Raw genomic sequence first — 15,101 nt, 5'->3', positions numbered from 1 at the left:
CGGTTTCCCTCCGCGGCGCAGCGATGGCTCTGCACCGGGCCGTGACGGGGTTCCGGCGGCTGCCGGGTGCGCTGGGGAGGTACGCCCCGAACAGGCGCCGCTGCGCGACCGACCAAGTCGCTCCGCGACGGGCCTCCCCCACCCGTTTGCCCCGCATCTGCCTCCCACCGGACAAACGCCGCCGCGCGGCCGAACCCCGTCCCTCGCGAGGGGCTCCCCACCTGGGGGGGGCAGCCCCTCAGCACCTAGGGGACAGCCCTTCAGCCCGGCCCCGCGCCCCACCATCCGCAGCCGCCGACGGCCGTCCGCCCTCACGTGAGGGCCCGCCCCCGGCAACTCATCTGCACGGGTGGTGCGGGTGGGGACGAAAGGAGCCCGGCCGAAGGCCAATGCTCCAGACGCACAGGTCAACCGACGGGCCGCTACTTCACTACATGCCCCGACGACTCCTCCACCTCAGAGCCCTCGGCCAGCGCCGCCGCCGCTTCCGCCGCCACGTCCGCGGGGCGGCGCCAGCCGCGCGACCCCCGCGCCCGCAGCCACGCCGTCGTCTCCTCCGGAGGCATCGCCGCGGCGACCAGCCACCCCTGCACCGCGTCGCACCCGAGATCCCGCAGCCGCTCCCACGTCTCGTCGTCCTCGACGCCCTCGGCGACGACGAGCAGCCCCAGCGAGTGCGCGAGGTCCACCGTGCAGCGGACGATCTCCGCGTCCTCGTTGTCCACGGCGAGCCGCGCCACGAAGGAGCGGTCGATCTTCAGCTCGCTGACCGGCAGCCGCCGCAGGTGGACCAGCGAGGAGTACCCCGTGCCAAAGTCGTCGAGGGACATCTTGACGCCGTGCCCGGTCAGCCCGGCCAGCGTGTCCGCGGCGCGCTGCGGATCCTCCAGGAGCACGTGCTCCGTTATCTCCAGTTGCAGCGCCCCCGCGGGGACCCCGTGCCGGGCGAGCCGCGCCGCGACCGAGCCCGCGAAACCGGGCGTGTGGACGTCGCGCGGCGAGACGTTCACAGCGACCGGGACCTTCAGGCCCTGCGCCTGCCACTTGGCCACCTGGCCGAGGGCCGACTCCAACACGTACTCCGTGAGGTGCGGCATCAGCCCGGACGACTCGGCGATGGCGATGAACTCGTCCGGCGGCACCTTCCCGCGCTCGGGGTGCACCCACCGCACCAGCGCTTCGAGCCCCGCCACCTTGCCGTCGAAGCGGACCTTGGGCTGGTAGTGCAGTTCGACGTCGCCCGCGTCCAGCGCCCGCCGCAGGTCCCCCAGCAGACCGAGGCGGTCCGGGGTGTTGGAGTCCCGCTTGGACTCGTACACCTCGACGCCCGTGCGGTCCCGCTTGGCCTGGTACATCGCCACGTCCGCCCGCCGCAGCAGCCCCTCCGCGTCGAGCGCGTGGTCGGGGAAGACGGCGAGGCCCGCGCTGGCCTCCAGGACCAGCGTGAGGCCGTCGAGGTCGAGCGGTGAGCCGAGAGCCGCGACCAGCTGCCGTGCCACACGCGTGGCGGAGGTCGTGGAGTCGGCGATGGGGAGCAGCACGGCGAACTCGTCGCCGCCGAGCCGGGCCGCCTCCGCGCCGCCCGGCAGCGCGAGCCGCAGCCGGTCCGCTATCTGCAACAGCAGGCGGTCACCCGCGAGGTGCCCGAGGGTGTCGTTCACCGAGCGGAAACGGTCCATGTCGATCAGCATCAGGGCCGAGCGGGCCCCGATGCGCTCGGCGTCGTCGAGGGCCGTCCAGGTCCGCTCCAACAGCCACTGCCGGTTGGGCAGTCCGGTGAGCGGGTCCCTCAGCTGCTCCTCGGCGCGGGCGCGGGCGATCCACAGGGTGGAGTCGAGCGCGACCAGCGGGATCGCGAAGAGCGGCAGCAGGATCGGCAGGGAGATCGCCACCACGCAGATCAGCGGGGCGATGCCGAGCAGCGCGATGCCGAGGAGACCCTGGCGCACCAGGGCCGTTCGGGTGACGGTGGGCAGGGCGCCGGTGCGCGGCGCGTGGACGTACCAGAGCAGTACGCGGGTGACGACGAGGTAGGCGACGGCGACCAGGGCCACTTCGGGGGCGGTGTACAGGTCCCAGGTCTCGGGCAGCCAGGGCGACTCGGCGGTCGGCGAGGTGCCGAACGCGGCCAGGGTGAGCGCGCCCGCGCCGATGCCGAGGATGTCGACCGCGCCGTGCAGCACGCCCTGGCGCCAGCGGTGTCTGCGCGCGGCGCCGACCAGGACGACGACGGTGAGGCTGACCATGCCGGCGGGAACCCAGCCGTACAGCAGCAGGACGGCGACGGTGAGGGCCCCGCCGGAGCCCGTGCCGCCCCACCAGCGGTCCCGGCCGAGGGCGACGAGGTGGCCGACGATGAGCCCGGTGAGGACGGCGAGGGACCAGCCGGCGGCGCCGGAGGGGAACAGCGTGTGCCGGCCCGTGAAGGCCTGGAAGAAGCCGGTGCCGAGCAGGGCCGCGGCGGCGGTGACGACCGTGAGGGGCAGCAGCGGCCAGGCGTCGCGCGGGTCCGGCTCGGTGGGGCCGCCCGCCAGGGCCACGGCGCTCTCCGTGCCTCGTCCCGGGGTGGGGTCGGTCCAGGCCCGCTCGCGGGGCTCGATGGCCGTGCTCAGCGGCGCCGAAGGCCCGCCGGGGGTGGCGGAGTCGGCGGCCGGTTCGGTCCGGCGGCCGCGCAGCCAGGTGCCCGGCGCGTGCCACCGGCGCGCGCGCAGCGGTGAGTCCGGGGCGGCGCTCTCGGTCGGTTCCATTCCCGTCCCTCTCACTGCCGGCGGTGCCCACGCCATACGGACTCGGCCCGGAATCGGCCGCGTCCGAAAATCCGTTCCCTCGCTCTCCACGAGCGAGGGGGATGCTCTGCTCCCGAACTCGTGCCGAGTGGGGGATGCTCCTTTCCAAGCTCTTGGTGAGCAGGAGATGCCCCACTCGCAGCGGGGCACGGCAGGCGCACACCTCAACAGTAGGCCGCAGAAGGCTTCCACGGGCAGCGGTCGACTACGGTTGCCCGAATGCGACCCGGCCACCCGTATGCATCTGGTATGCGCTGAACGGGTGGCCTTCAACCGCTACTCCTCGGTCGGAAGCGCGACTTCCCGCGCCGCGTCCGGTCCCTGTTCCAGCAGCACAACGAAGCCTTCCTCGTTGAGAACCGGAACCTTCACCTGCATCGCCTTGTCGTACTTCGAACCGGGGTTGTCCCCCACGACCACGAATGACGTCTTCTTCGAAACGGAACCGGTCACCTTCGCGCCCCGGGTCTGGAGCGCCTCTTTCGCGCCATCCCGGGTGTAGTGCTCCAGCGTTCCGGTCACGACGACCGTGAGCCCCTCAAGGGGGCGGGGGCTCTCGTCCTCGCCGCTCGACTCCTCCTCCATGCGCACCCCGGCCGCCCGCCACTTGCGGAGGATCTCGCGGTGCCACTCCTCGGCGAACCACTGTTTGAGGGAGGCCGCGATGACCGGGCCCACTCCCTCCGTCGTGGCCAGCTCTTCCTCGGTGGCCTGTTCGATCCGGTCGATGGAGCGGAACTCGCGGGCCAGCGCCTCGGCGGCCACCGGGCCGACGTGCCGGATCGAGAGGCCGGTCAGGACGCGGGCGAGCGGGCGCTCCTTGGCCGCCGCGATGTTCTCCAGCATGGCGAGGGTGTTCTTCTTCGCCTCGCCCTTCTGGTTGGCGAAGAAGGTGACCACCTTCTCCTCGCCGGTCTTGGGGTCGCGCTTGGGCAGGCCGGAGTCCTGGTCGAGGACGTAGGACTTGATGGGGAGCAGTTCCTCGACCTTGAGGTCGAAGATGTCGCCCTCGTCGAGGATGGGCGGCTCGGCGGGCTCCAGGGGCCTGGTCAGCGCGGCGGCCGCCACATAGCCGAAGTTCTCGATGTCCAGGGACTTGCGGCCGGCGAGGTAGAAGAGACGTTCACGCAACTGGGCCGGGCACGTCTGGGCGTTGGGGCAGCGGAGGTCGATGTCGCCCTCCTTCATGGGCCGCAGCGCCGTGCCGCACTCGGGGCACTCGGCGGGCATCACGAACTCCCGCTCGGTGCCGTCCCGCAGGTCCGCGACGGGGCCGAGGATCTCCGGGATGACGTCACCGGCCTTGCGGATCACGACGGTGTCGCCGATCAGGACGCCCTTCTTCTTCACCACGTCCTGGTTGTGCAGGGTCGCGAACTCGACCTCGGAACCGGCGACGGTGACGGGCTCCACTTGGGCGTACGGCGTGACGCGGCCGGTGCGGCCGACTCCCACGCGGATGTTGATGAGCTTGGTGTTGACCTCCTCGGGCGCGTACTTCCAGGCGATCGCCCAGCGGGGCGCGCGCGAGGTGGAGCCGAGGCGGCCCTGGAGCGGGATCTCGTCGAGCTTGACGACGACGCCGTCGATCTCGTGCTCCACGGAGTGGCGGTGCTCCCCGAAGTACGCGATGAAGTCCCGCACGCCCTCGACATCGTCGACGACCTTGTTGTGCTTGGCGGTGGGCAGACCCCATTCGCGCAGCAGCTCATAGGCGTGGCTGAGGCAGTCGATGTCGAAGCCCTCGCGGACGCCGATGCCGTGCACGACCATGTGCAGCGGGCGGGTCGCGGTGACGCGCGGGTCCTTCTGGCGCAGCGAACCCGCCGCCGCGTTGCGGGGGTTGGCGAAGGGCTTGTCGCCCGCCTCGACCAGGCGGGCGTTCAGCTCCTCGAACTTCTCCATCGGGAAGAAGACCTCGCCGCGGATCTCCACGAGGGCGGGGACGCGCTCGCCCTTGAGGCGCTGCGGGATGTCCGCGATCGTGCGGACGTTCGGCGTGATGTCCTCGCCGGTGCGGCCGTCGCCCCGGGTGGCGGCGCGGGTCAGCCTGCCGTGTTCATAGGTGAGGTTGACCGCGAGGCCGTCGACCTTCAGCTCGCACAGGAAGTGATACCCCGGCGAGCCGACGTCCTTGGCCACGCGGTCGGCCCAGGCGGCCAGTTCGGCGTCGTCGAAGGCGTTGTCCAGCGAGAGCATGCGCTCGCGGTGCTCGACGGCCGTGAACTCCGTCTCGTACGAACCGGAGACCTTCTGGGTGGGCGAGTCCGGTGTCCGCAGCTCCGGATGCTCCTCCTCCAGGGCTTCGAGGGAACGCAGGAGCTTGTCGAACTCGGCGTCGCTGACGACCGGCTGGTCCTTCACGTAGTACCGGAAGCGGTGCTCCTCGATCTGTTCGGCCAGCTGGGCATGTTGATCCCGTGCCTCGGCGGGCACAGAGCCTTGCTGTTCGACAGCCACCGTAAAGTCCTCCCGTTACGTCATACCCAATTACTCAGGGTTGTCTGCGAGCGATCTCGCCGCCTTGACGCAGTGGGCGAGCACCGCGCGCGCGTACGCGGGAGAAGCCCCCGCGAGACCGCACGACGGAGTGACCACGACCGACTCCGCGAGCGATCCCGGATTCAGCCCCAGCCTGCGCCACAACGTCCTGACACCCATGACGCTACCGGCAGGGTCTGACAATCGGCCGTCCACGCCCGGCACGACACCGGCGAAGAGCTTCGTGCCGCTCTCGACGGCCTCGCCGAGCGTCTCGTCGTCACGCTCGGTGAGGAGTGAGGCGTCGAATGAGATCGCGTGGGCGCCGACGCGGCGCAGCAGCGCGAAGGGCACATCCGGCGCGCAGGAGTGGACGACCGTCGGGCCCTCGCCCTGGACGGCCAGGACGGCCCGCAGGGTGTCCTCCACGACCTGGCGGTCCACGGCCCGGTGGGTGCGGTACTCGCTCGCCGTCTTGACCTGCCCGCGCAGCACGGCGATGAGCGAGGGCTCGTCGAGTTGCAGCACCACCTGGGCGCCCGGGACCCTGCGGCGTACGTCGGCGAGGTGCTCGCGCAGGCCCTCGGCGAGCGATCCGGCGAGGTCGCGGCAGGCGCCCGGGTCGGAGAGCGCCGCCTCGCCGTTGCGCAGCTCCAGGGCGGCGGCGAGCGTCCAGGGGCCGACGGCCTGGACCTTCAGCGGGCCCGCGTACCCCTGAGTGAACTCCTCCAGGGCGTCGAGGTCCTCGCCGAGCCAGGCCCTGGCCCGCTTGGTGTCCCGTCCGGGGCGGTCGCCGACGCGCCAGCCGCTGGGCTCCACGCGCGCGTACACGTCGACGAGGAGGCCGGCCGTGCGGCCGATCATGTCGGCGCCGGGTCCGCGCGCGGGCAGCTCGGCGAGGTAGGGCATGCCCTCCTGTGGTCCGTCGAAGCTGCCGGTGACGGTTTTCGCGGCCTCGCGGGCGTCCCCGCCGGGCATGGACCCGACGCCGGTCGCCGGGCCCCAGGTGAAGGTGTCGCTCATCGGCCCGGCCGCACCGTCAGGTCGTTGACCTCGGCGTCACGCGGCAGGTCCAGGGCCATGATGATCGTCGTGGCGACCGAGTCGGGGTCGATGAAGCGGGAGGCGTCGTACTCCTTGCCCTCCTGCTGGTGGACCTTGAGCTGCATGGCGCTCGCCGTGCGGCCGGGGTAGACCGAGGTGACCCGGACGCCGTTGCCGTGCTCCTCCTGGCGCAGGGAGTCCGCGAGGGCCTTCAGGCCGTGCTTGGAGGCGGCGTACGCGGACCAGTCGGCGTGGGCGTTCAGACCCGCGCCCGAGTTGACGAAGACCACGTGCCCCTGGGCCAGGCGCAGTTGAGGCAGGAAGTGGCGGGTCAGCTCGGCGGGGGCGATGAGGTTGACGTTGAGCTGGTGGCGCCAGGACTTGGGGGTCAGCTCGCCGACCGGTCCGAGGTCGACGACGCCCGCGATGTGCAGGAGCGAGTCCACGCGCGCGGGCAGCGACTGGTGCCCGAAGGCCCAGGAGAGCTTGTCGGGGTCGGAGAGGTCGCCGACGAGCGTGCTCGCGCCGGGGAACTGGGCGGCGAGCTCCTTGGCGCGGCCCGCGTCGCGTGCGTGCAGGACGAGGTCGTCGCCGCGTGCGTGCAGGCGGCGGGCGACGGCCGCGCCGATGCCGGAGCCGGCCCCGGTGATCACATGTGTTGCCATACCCGCCATGCTCGCATCACTGGGTGCCGATCGATTCCTCCAGGTAGGCCAGTGCGCCGACGGGCTCCTCGGCGAAGAAGACCAGGTCGGTCAGCGGGAGGGGCAGGAAGCCCTCGTCCTCCATGCGGCGGAACTGCTCCTTGAGGCCGTCGTAGAACCCGGCGGAGTTCAGCAGGACCACCGGCTTGGTGTGCTTGCCGTGCTTCTTGAGCTCCAGGATCTCGGTGGCCTCGTCGAGGGTGCCGGTGCCGCCGACCATGATCACGATCGCGTCGGCCTTCTCCAGGAGCAGCGCCTTGCGCTCGGCGAGGTCGCGGGCGATGACCATCTCGTGGGGTTCGGCGACGGCTCTGGCCTTGGCCGCGAGGAAGTCGACGGAGACGCCGACGAGCCGGCCTCCCGCCTCCTCGACGCCGTCCGCCACGACCTTCATCAGGCCGCTCTCGGAACCGCCCCACACCAGGGTGTGCCCTCCTTTGCCGAGCAGTTCGGCGAACTCCCGCGCGGGGCGGGTGTAGCGGTCGTCGAGGTCGGCGGCGGAGAGGAAGACGCAGATGTTCATGCGCCCACGGTACGGTCCGACACTGACAGCACCGGTCGAGGAGGGTACGTCGTGGCCAAGGGACACCGGATCACCGTCGAGCAGGGCACGGACCACGTGCGGGTGGTGCACGAGGGGCAGGTGGTGGCGGAGAGCAGCCGCCCGCTGGTGCTGCGCGAGACGGGCTACCCCGTGCGCTACTACCTCCCCCCGGAGGACGTACGCACCGACTTGCTGACGCCGTCCGAGACGACCACGCACTGCCCCTTCAAGGGCACGGCCTCCTACTGGTCGCTGCCGGGCGCGCGGGATGCGGTGTGGGCGTACCGGGAGCCGAAGCCGGAGGTGGCGGCCGTCAAGGACCACTACTGCTTCTACGACGCGGAGGTCACCGCACAGCAGGGATAGTCATCGGCCGGCGGCGGCGAACGTCTTGCGGTAGGCGGCCGGTGAGACACCGAGCACCGACCGCATGTGCTGGCGCAGCGAGTTGCCGGTGCCGAACCCCGCCCGGTGGGCGACCACGTCGATGGGCAGGTCGCTCGACTCCAGGAGCTGGCGGGCCAGTTCGATGCGCTGAGCGGTCAGCCAGCGCCCCGGAGGCATGCCGACCTCCTCCTGGAAGCGGCGTGTGAAGGTGCGCAGGCTCATGCGGGCGTGGGCGGCCAGCTCGCCCAGTGGCAGTGGCTCGTGGAGCCTTTCGAGCGCCCACGCGCGCGTGGCGGCCGTCGTGGCGAGCGTGGGCTCGGGGACGGGCCGCTCGATGTACTGCGCCTGCCCGCCCTCCCGCCAGGGCGGGACCACGCAGAAGCGGGCGACGCGGTGGGCGACGGCGCTGCCGTGGTCGCGGCGCAGCAGATGCAGGCAGAGGTCGATGCCCGCCCCGACACCGGCCGCCGTCAGGATGTCGCCGTCGTCCACGAAGAGGACGTCCTCGTCGACCGCGACCCGGGGGAAGGTCCGCCGGAAGTGACCGGCCTCCTTCCAGTGCGTGGTCGCGGGGCGCCCGTCGAGGAGCCCCGCGGCGGCGAGGACGTACGAGGCGGTGCAGAACGACACCCAGCGCGTGCCGGGCCGCACACGGGCGAGCGCGGCGGCGAGCGATTCCGGCAGGATGCCGTCGTCCGTGCCGCCGCACAGCCGCTCCGTCGGCGGAATCACCACGGTGTCTGCTGCCGCGAGCGCCTCGGGGCCGTGCTCCACCGCCATCTGAAACCCGGCGTCGGTCCGCACCGGTCCGCCGTCCACCGTGCAGACGACGACGTCGTAGAGCGGGCGCCCCTGGGCGTCCTCGGCGGCTCCGAAGATGCGGGGCGGGATGCCCATCTCGAAGGCGTACACGCCGTCCAGCGCGAGGACCGCCACCCGGTGTCGTCCGTCGTTCGAAGCCATGGCCGAATCCTGTCACATCATGGCCAAACTGCCAGCACTGTGGTCGGCGGTCCCGCCGCACTCTGGGTCCTCAAGCCGTTCCGGTAAGAGTCCGGGACAGTCCGGAAGAGGATGACCATGAAGATGCGTGCCGTCAGCCCGAGCGCCTGGGGCGCCCCCGAGAACCTGGTCCCCGTGGAGGTGGATCGCCCCGAACCGGGCCTCACCGAGATCCTGGTCCGGGTGCACGCGGCGGGCGTCAACCCCGTCGACTGGAAGACCCGCGCGGAGGGCGCGTTCGGCACCTGGGGCGACACCCCGATCCTCGGCTACGACGTATCGGGCGTCGTCGAGGAGGTGGGCCCGGGCGTGACCCTGTACTCCCCCGGCGACGAGGTCTTCGGCATGCCGCGCTTCCCCGAGCAGGCGGGCGGGTATGCGGAGTTCGTCGTGGCACCGGCCCGGCGCTTCGTGCCCAAGCCGCAGGGCATCGACCACGTCCAGGCCGCCGCGCTGCCCCTCGCGGCGCTCACCGCCTGGCAGGGGCTGGTGGAGACGGCGGGGCTGCGGGCCGGGCAGCGGGTGCTGATCCACGCGGCGGCGGGCGGTGTCGGCCACCTGGCCGTGCAGATCGCCAAAGCGCACGGCGCGTACGTCATCGGAACGGCCCGCCAGGACAAGCACGACTTCCTACGGGGCCTCGGCGCGGACGAGATCATCGACTACGCGCGCGTGGACTTCACCGAGGCGGTGAGCGACGTGGACATCGTCCTTGACGGGGTGGGCGGCGCGTACGGCACGCGGTCCCTGGAGGTCCTGCGCCCCGGCGGCCACCTGGTCACCCTCCCCGACCCGGGCGGCCTCCCGGACGCCGCCCGCGCGCGGGAGCGCGGCATACACGCGGGCTGGACGGTCGTCGAGCCGGACCGCGCGGGCCTGCTGGAGATCGCCCGCCTCGTGAACGAGGGGAAGCTCCGCGCCGAGATCGACACGGTGCTGCCTCTGGAGGACGCCGCGAAGGCCCACGCCTACGGCGAGCGGGGCCGGACGCGGGGCAAGATCGTGCTGCGGGTCGTCTGACCGGCACCTGCGCCCGCCTTGCCGGGCTAATGCACAGTCAGTTCGAACCACACGGTCTTGCCGTCCGGCCGCCCGTACGGGCCTTCCCCTATGGCGCATCCGCCCCAGCGGTCGGCCACGGCGTCGAGGATCACCAGGCCCCGGCCGCTGTCCGCGTGGACGCTCACAGGCGGGGGCGGGGTGAGCGGAGGCAGGTCGGGGCTCATGTCCCACACGCTGACGCGCAGCACGGGGCAGAGCCAGTGAAGTCGTACGGAAGCGGGGCCCTTCGTGTGCTGCACGGAGTTGGTCGCGAGCTCTGTGGTCAGCAGCTCCGCGCGGTCCGTCAGTTCGGCGAGGTGGTGAGCGGCGAGGACAGCGCGGAGGGTGAGGCGGGCGATTCCGGGACTGCGGGGGTCACAGGGGAAGTGGAGTTCGTAGGCCCAGGGGGCGGTGAAGGGAAGGGGTGCCGGGTGGCTGCCGTGCGCCTCTTTGCCGGGGAGTGGGGCGGGTTCGGGGCGCGGGACGCCGGTACGGATGTTGCGGGGTGAACTCACGTGGCACCTCCGTTGGTGCGGGGCGCTCTGCGGAGCGCGTGGACGTGAATGCGGACGTGAACGTCGGCTCCCGGTTCTGGTCCTTGCGTCGGGGCGGTGTGCCTGTCGGCGGTGCATGCCGGTGCGCTTCCGCTGGGCGCGGGGCCTGAGCGGTGGCCTGGGTCACACGCTAGCCGTTGCACTAAAACGCGTGCTACCTAGTTCACTAAAACGAGTAATAACGTCGGTTCTGATGGACGATCACGACCCAAGGTCGGCAAACTGTCCTGCTGAGCGAGGAGTTGTGATGGCACCACGTCAAACCCCCACGATCCGCCAACGCCGCTTCGGCGCCGAGATCCGCAGACTTCGCGAGGCCGCGGGCCTGTCTGCGCCCGTCGCCGCCGCGCAGCTCGGAGCCGACCGAACGATGATCTCCAATATCGAATCGGGCCGGTTCGGCATCAGTGAGGAACGGTTGCGCCGACTGGCGAGCATCTACGAATGTGACGATCCCGAACTGATCGACGCCCTTGCCGCGATGACGGGAGGCCGCACTCGCGGCTGGTGGGACGAGTACCGGGGCAAGATCCCTCCGGATTTCCTGGATGTGGCGGAACTTGAGCACCACGCCACGAACTTGCGCACACTCCAAACGGCCCACATCCCAGGCCTTTTCCAAACCGAGGAGCATGCCCGCGCACTGTTCGACCTCTTCGTGCCGGCACTCCCGCGACTGGAGGTCGAGCTACGGGTGGCGCACCGCCTGGCCCGGCATAGCGTGATCAAGGCCGAGCCAGGCCTGCCGTACGTGGGACTGATCTACGAGGCCGCTCTCCACTTGCGCATCGGCGGCCGCCGGGTGGCAAAGGCCCAGCTCAATCGCCTCCTGGAGGAGAGCGAGCGCCCTAACGTGAGCCTACGGGTGATCCCGCTGGCAACCGAGGGCTTCCCCATGGCGGGCGACGCGATGATGTACGCCGCTGCCGACAGCCCTCGCCTGGACACCGTGGAGGTGGACTCACCTATCGGCGCCGTCTTTTTCGACTCTCCCACCCAATTGTCCAACTTCCGTCGGCGTCTGGACTTGGTCGAACAGGTGGCGTTGAATCCGAGTGAGTCGAGGGATCGAATCCTCGAAATCGCCGGAGAACTGTAGAGGTACCCGTTTTGTCCGAGCTGAAGTGGCTCAAGTCCTCGTTCTCGGAGGCTTCTGGCAACGCGTGTGTCGAGGTTGCCGCGATGTTCGGTGCGAGGCTCGCCATCCGGGAAAGCGAGAGCCCCGCCGACGTCTTGACGACGGACCGGGCTGCACTGGAGGCTCTGATACGGAGCCTCAGGCGGCGGACGCCTTCGAGTGACCGGTGAGCAGGTCTTCGACCACGCCTCGCTGAACCGTACGGAGCCTGGCGATCCGCCTCCGCGATGCCTCAGCCCCGCACTCCAGCGGCGGCACCGTACGGGGAGGCGGCCCCGTCGTACTACCGCCCCCCCCCGGCGGCCGAGGCCGGGCACACCAGGGGCTCAGACCCCCGCCGTCGCCCGCTCCGTCGTCGCGATCGTCGCCGAGCCCACCACGCGCGTGCCGTCGTACAGGACGATCGCCTGGCCGGGGGCCACGCCCCGCACCGGCTCGGTGAAGGCGACCCGCAGCTGTGAGCCGTCGACGAGTTCGGCGGTGACCTCCGTCTCGCCGCCGTGGGCCCGCAGCTGTGCCGTGTACGTGCCGGGCCCGGTGGGGGCCGCTCCGCACCAGCGGGGCTTGATGGCGGTCAGGCCGGTGACGTCCAGGGCGGCGGCCGGGCCGACCGTCACGGTGTTGTTCACCGGGGAGATGTCCAGGACGTAGCGCGGCTTGCCGTCGGGGGCGGGGGTGCCGATCCGCAGGCCCTTGCGCTGGCCGATGGTGTAGCCGTACGCCCCTTCGTGCGTGCCCAGGACCGCCCCGGACTCGTCGACGATGTCGCCCTCCGTCTTGCCGAGGCGGGCGGCGAGGAAGCCCTGGGTGTCGCCGTCGGCGATGAAGCAGATGTCGTGGCTGTCGGGCTTCTTCGCGACCGCGAGGCCGCGGCGCTCGGCCTCCGCGCGAATCTCCTCCTTGGTGGTGACCGTGTCACCGAGGGGGAACATCGCGTGGGCGAGCTGGCGGTCGTCCAGGACCCCCAGGACGTAGCTCTGGTCCTTGGCCATGTCGGAGGCGCGGTGCAGCTCGCGCGTGCCGTCCTCGCGGACGATCACCTTGGCGTAGTGGCCGGTGACGACCGCGTCGAAGCCGAGGGCGAGGGCCTTGTCGAGCAGCGCGGCGAACTTGATCTTCTCGTTGCAGCGCAGGCACGGGTTGGGGGTGCGCCCCGCCTCGTACTCGGCGACGAAGTCCTCGACCACGTCCTCACGGAACCGCTCGGCGAGGTCCCACACGTAGAACGGGATGCCGATGACGTCCGCGGCGCGGCGGGCGTCGCGCGAGTCCTCGATGGTGCAGCAGCCCCGCGCGCCCGTGCGGAACGACTGGGGGTTCGCGGAGAGCGCGAGGTGCACTCCCGTCACGTCGTGTCCGGCTTCGGCGGCGCGGGCGGCGGCGACGGCGGAGTCCACGCCTCCGGACATGGCGGCCAGGACACGGAGGGGGCGCTGGGCGGGCTGCGGGGTCTCGGTCAAAGTCATAGCCCTAACAGAGTACGGGCCCTCGGGAACCGGAAGCCCGTGAGTAAGCGTTGACGATCACATGGGGGAAACAAAAGGGCAGAAGCCGGGGGGCCGCACCGTCAGTCGGCGCACCCTCTTGATCGGGGGCGGCGTGGCCGCCGCCGGCACCGCCGTGCTCGCCCGGGACGACCTGGGCCGGCTGTGGTGGCGGCTGCCCGGCGTGGTCAAGAAGCGCAAGGAGGGCGAGGTCGACGCCAAGGGCGCGCAGTGGACCGCCGCCTCGGACTACAACTGGCGGCGCGCGGACCGCCCCGACGACTACGGCATCGACCGCGTCATCATCCACGTCGTCCAGGGCGGTTACGCGACGGCGCTGCGTGTCTTCAAGGACCCGAGCCACGGCGCCGCCACGCACTACGTGGTCCGCAAGGACGGTCATGTCGCGCAGATGATCCGCGAGCTGGACGTGGCCTTCCACGCGGGCAACAAGAGCTACAACGAACGCAGCGTCGGCATCGAGCACGAGGGTTTCGTCGACGAGAAATCGTCGTTCACCGATGCCATGTACGCCTCTTCGGCGCGGCTCACGGCCGGGATATGCGACCGGTACGACATCCCGGTCGACCGGGAGCACATCATCGGTCACGTGGAGGTGCCGGGCACGGACCACACGGACCCGGGCCCGCACTGGGACTGGGACCGGTACATACGCCTGGTGCGGGCCGCCCGCGAAAGGCCCAGGAAGGCCGCCGAGAAGGCCTAGGCGGCGCCCTCCTCGCGCTCCAGCTCGCTGTGCCCTAGCTCAGGCCCGCCGTGCGCGCCCGCTCCACCGCCGGGCCGATCGCCGCGGCCACCGCGTCGACGTCCGCCTTCGTCGACGTATGGCCGAGCGAGAAGCGGAGCGTGCCGCGTGCCAGGTCGGGGTCGGTGCCCGTGGCGAGCAGGACGTGGCTGGGCTGGGCGACGCCCGCCGTGCACGCCGATCCGGTGGAGCACTCGATGCCCTGCGCGTCGAGCAGCAGCAGCAGGGAGTCGCCCTCGCAGCCGGGGAAGGAGAAGTGCGCGTTGGCGGGCAGCCGGCCCGCCGGGGAGGGGTCGCCGCCGAGTACCGCCTCGGGGACCGCCGCGCGGACGGCGGCCACCAGGTCGTCGCGGAGCGCCCCGACCTCGGCCGCGAAGCGCTCGCGGTGCTCGGCGGCGTACTCCCCCGCGACGGCGAAAGCCGCCACGGCGGGCACATCGAGCGTTCCGGAGCGCACATGCCGCTCCTGGCCGCCGCCGTGCAGCACGGGCACGGGGCTGTACTCCCGGCCGAGCAGCAGCGCCCCGATGCCGTACGGCCCGCCGATCTTGTGTCCGGAGACGGTCATCGCGGCGAGCCCGGACGCCCCGAAGTCGACGGGGAGCTGGCCGTAGGCCTGCACGGCGTCGGCGTGCAGCGGAACGCCGAACTCCGCGGCGACGTCGGCCAGTTCGCGGATCGGCTGGATCGTGCCGATCTCGTTGTTGGCCCACATGACGGTGGCCAGGGCGACGTCGTCGGGGTCGCGTGCGATCGCCTCGCGCAGCGCGTCGGGGTGGACCCGGCCGTGGGTGTCGACGGGGAGGTACTCGACGGTGGCGCCCTCGTGCTCTCCGAGCCAGTGGACGGCGTCGAGGACGGCGTGGTGTTCGACGGGGCTGGCGAGGACGCGGGTGCGGGCCGGCTCCGCGTCGCGGCGGGCCCAGTACAGGCCCTTCACCGCGAGGTTGTCGGCCTCGGTGCCCCCCGAGGTGAAGACCACCTCGCTGGGGCGTGCGCCGAGCGACTCGGCGAGTGTCTCGCGGGCCTCCTCGACAGTGCGGCGCGCCCGGCGGCCCGCCGCGTGCAGCGAGGAGGCGTTGCCGGTGACGGCGATCTGCGCGGTCATCGCCGCGATCGCCTCCGGGAGCATCGGAGTGGTCGCTGCGTGGTCGAAGTAGGCCATGGTGC

Annotated in this window: 14 protein-coding genes; 5 read left to right on the top strand and 9 right to left on the bottom strand. The window is 71.6% G+C overall.

The features are described 5' to 3' along the window. Window positions 1-422 precede the first annotated feature (422 nt). The 5 genes from ACOBQB_RS36705 to ACOBQB_RS36685 form a co-directional block, all read right to left on the bottom strand. Complete coding sequence (locus tag ACOBQB_RS36705) at window positions 423-2,747, bottom strand: putative bifunctional diguanylate cyclase/phosphodiesterase (protein ID WP_423598202.1); 2,325 nt, start codon at window positions 2,745-2,747, stop codon at window positions 423-425. A 315-nt stretch (window positions 2,748-3,062) separates the two neighbouring features. Next, window positions 3,063-5,246 carry an NAD-dependent DNA ligase LigA gene (ligA, locus tag ACOBQB_RS36700; protein ID WP_423598200.1) on the bottom strand — a complete coding sequence of 728 codons (2,184 nt, stop codon included), beginning with the start codon at window positions 5,244-5,246 and terminating at the stop codon, window positions 3,063-3,065. Window positions 5,247-5,276: 30 nt separating this feature from the next. Continuing rightward, complete coding sequence (locus ACOBQB_RS36695; RefSeq protein ID WP_423598198.1) at window positions 5,277-6,290, bottom strand: methionine synthase; 1,014 nt, start codon at window positions 6,288-6,290, stop codon at window positions 5,277-5,279. Further along, window positions 6,287-6,985 carry an SDR family oxidoreductase gene (locus ACOBQB_RS36690; protein WP_423598196.1) on the bottom strand — a complete coding sequence of 233 codons (699 nt, stop codon included), beginning with the start codon at window positions 6,983-6,985 and terminating at the stop codon, window positions 6,287-6,289. Before ACOBQB_RS36690 ends, ACOBQB_RS36695 begins: the two co-directional genes overlap by 4 nt. 7 nt (window positions 6,986-6,992) lie before the next feature. Then, the gene (locus ACOBQB_RS36685) at window positions 6,993-7,538 is read right to left on the bottom strand and encodes a TIGR00730 family Rossman fold protein (RefSeq protein ID WP_423598194.1); all 546 of its coding nucleotides are present in this window, start codon (window positions 7,536-7,538) and stop codon (window positions 6,993-6,995) included. A gap of 51 nt (window positions 7,539-7,589) precedes the next feature. On the opposite strand from ACOBQB_RS36685, the gene ACOBQB_RS36680 reads away from it, so the two are divergent. Then, complete coding sequence (locus tag ACOBQB_RS36680; protein WP_423598192.1) at window positions 7,590-7,925, top strand: DUF427 domain-containing protein; 336 nt, start codon at window positions 7,590-7,592, stop codon at window positions 7,923-7,925. Here ACOBQB_RS36680 and ACOBQB_RS36675 read toward each other — a convergent pair whose 3' ends face one another. Next, window positions 7,926-8,909 (bottom strand): GlxA family transcriptional regulator, encoded by a 984-nt coding sequence (locus tag ACOBQB_RS36675; RefSeq protein ID WP_423598190.1) that lies wholly within the window; start codon window positions 8,907-8,909, stop codon window positions 7,926-7,928. It abuts the gene before it with no gap. Between the two features lie 123 nt (window positions 8,910-9,032). Between ACOBQB_RS36675 and ACOBQB_RS36670 the strand changes: the two genes are divergently transcribed. Continuing rightward, window positions 9,033-9,968, top strand: coding sequence for an NADP-dependent oxidoreductase (locus ACOBQB_RS36670; RefSeq protein WP_423598991.1), 936 nt, complete (start codon window positions 9,033-9,035; stop codon window positions 9,966-9,968). 26 nt (window positions 9,969-9,994) lie between these two features. Here ACOBQB_RS36670 and ACOBQB_RS36665 read toward each other — a convergent pair whose 3' ends face one another. Then, window positions 9,995-10,504 (bottom strand): ATP-binding protein, encoded by a 510-nt coding sequence (locus tag ACOBQB_RS36665; protein ID WP_423598188.1) that lies wholly within the window; start codon window positions 10,502-10,504, stop codon window positions 9,995-9,997. A gap of 286 nt (window positions 10,505-10,790) precedes the next feature. On the opposite strand from ACOBQB_RS36665, the gene ACOBQB_RS36660 reads away from it, so the two are divergent. After that, window positions 10,791-11,642: a helix-turn-helix domain-containing protein gene (locus ACOBQB_RS36660; protein WP_423598186.1), complete on the top strand. Its 852-nt coding sequence runs from the start codon at window positions 10,791-10,793 to the stop codon at window positions 11,640-11,642. An 11-nt stretch (window positions 11,643-11,653) separates the two neighbouring features. Beyond that, window positions 11,654-11,851 (top strand): DUF397 domain-containing protein, encoded by a 198-nt coding sequence (locus tag ACOBQB_RS36655; protein WP_423598184.1) that lies wholly within the window; start codon window positions 11,654-11,656, stop codon window positions 11,849-11,851. 156 nt (window positions 11,852-12,007) lie between these two features. Here ACOBQB_RS36655 and mnmA read toward each other — a convergent pair whose 3' ends face one another. Then, window positions 12,008-13,141, bottom strand: a complete 1,134-nt coding sequence (gene mnmA / locus ACOBQB_RS36650) for a tRNA 2-thiouridine(34) synthase MnmA (RefSeq protein WP_423598989.1) — start codon at window positions 13,139-13,141, stop codon at window positions 12,008-12,010. Window positions 13,142-13,208: 67 nt separating this feature from the next. Here mnmA and ACOBQB_RS36645 point away from each other — a divergent pair, with 67 nt between their 5' ends. Next, window positions 13,209-13,892 carry an N-acetylmuramoyl-L-alanine amidase gene (locus tag ACOBQB_RS36645; RefSeq protein WP_423598182.1) on the top strand — a complete coding sequence of 228 codons (684 nt, stop codon included), beginning with the start codon at window positions 13,209-13,211 and terminating at the stop codon, window positions 13,890-13,892. 34 nt (window positions 13,893-13,926) lie between these two features. On the opposite strand, the gene ACOBQB_RS36640 is transcribed toward ACOBQB_RS36645, so the two are convergent. Then, window positions 13,927-15,096 carry a cysteine desulfurase family protein gene (locus ACOBQB_RS36640; protein WP_423598987.1) on the bottom strand — a complete coding sequence of 390 codons (1,170 nt, stop codon included), beginning with the start codon at window positions 15,094-15,096 and terminating at the stop codon, window positions 13,927-13,929. Between the last annotated feature and the right edge of the window lie 5 nt (window positions 15,097-15,101).

The organism is Streptomyces sp. G5(2025) (assembly GCF_049542075.1).
Classification (GTDB): domain Bacteria; phylum Actinomycetota; class Actinomycetes; order Streptomycetales; family Streptomycetaceae; genus Streptomyces.
The sequence above is the reverse complement of the archived record's forward strand: the minus strand, read 5'-3'. Positions and strand labels throughout refer to the sequence as shown.

Coding starts and splice junctions, on each gene's coding strand:
- ACOBQB_RS36705 (WP_423598202.1), bottom strand. CDS start 2,747: ATGGAACCGACCGAGAGCGCCGCCCCGGACTCACCGCTGCGCGCGCGC.
- ACOBQB_RS36695 (WP_423598198.1), bottom strand. CDS start 6,290: ATGAGCGACACCTTCACCTGGGGCCCGGCGACCGGCGTCGGGTCCATG.
- ACOBQB_RS36690 (WP_423598196.1), bottom strand. CDS start 6,985: ATGGCGGGTATGGCAACACATGTGATCACCGGGGCCGGCTCCGGCATC.
- ACOBQB_RS36685 (WP_423598194.1), bottom strand. CDS start 7,538: ATGAACATCTGCGTCTTCCTCTCCGCCGCCGACCTCGACGACCGCTAC.
- ACOBQB_RS36675 (WP_423598190.1), bottom strand. CDS start 8,909: ATGGCTTCGAACGACGGACGACACCGGGTGGCGGTCCTCGCGCTGGAC.
- ACOBQB_RS36670 (WP_423598991.1), top strand. CDS start 9,033: ATGCGTGCCGTCAGCCCGAGCGCCTGGGGCGCCCCCGAGAACCTGGTC.
- ACOBQB_RS36660 (WP_423598186.1), top strand. CDS start 10,791: ATGGCACCACGTCAAACCCCCACGATCCGCCAACGCCGCTTCGGCGCC.
- ACOBQB_RS36645 (WP_423598182.1), top strand. CDS start 13,209: ATGGGGGAAACAAAAGGGCAGAAGCCGGGGGGCCGCACCGTCAGTCGG.
- ACOBQB_RS36640 (WP_423598987.1), bottom strand. CDS start 15,096: ATGGCCTACTTCGACCACGCAGCGACCACTCCGATGCTCCCGGAGGCG.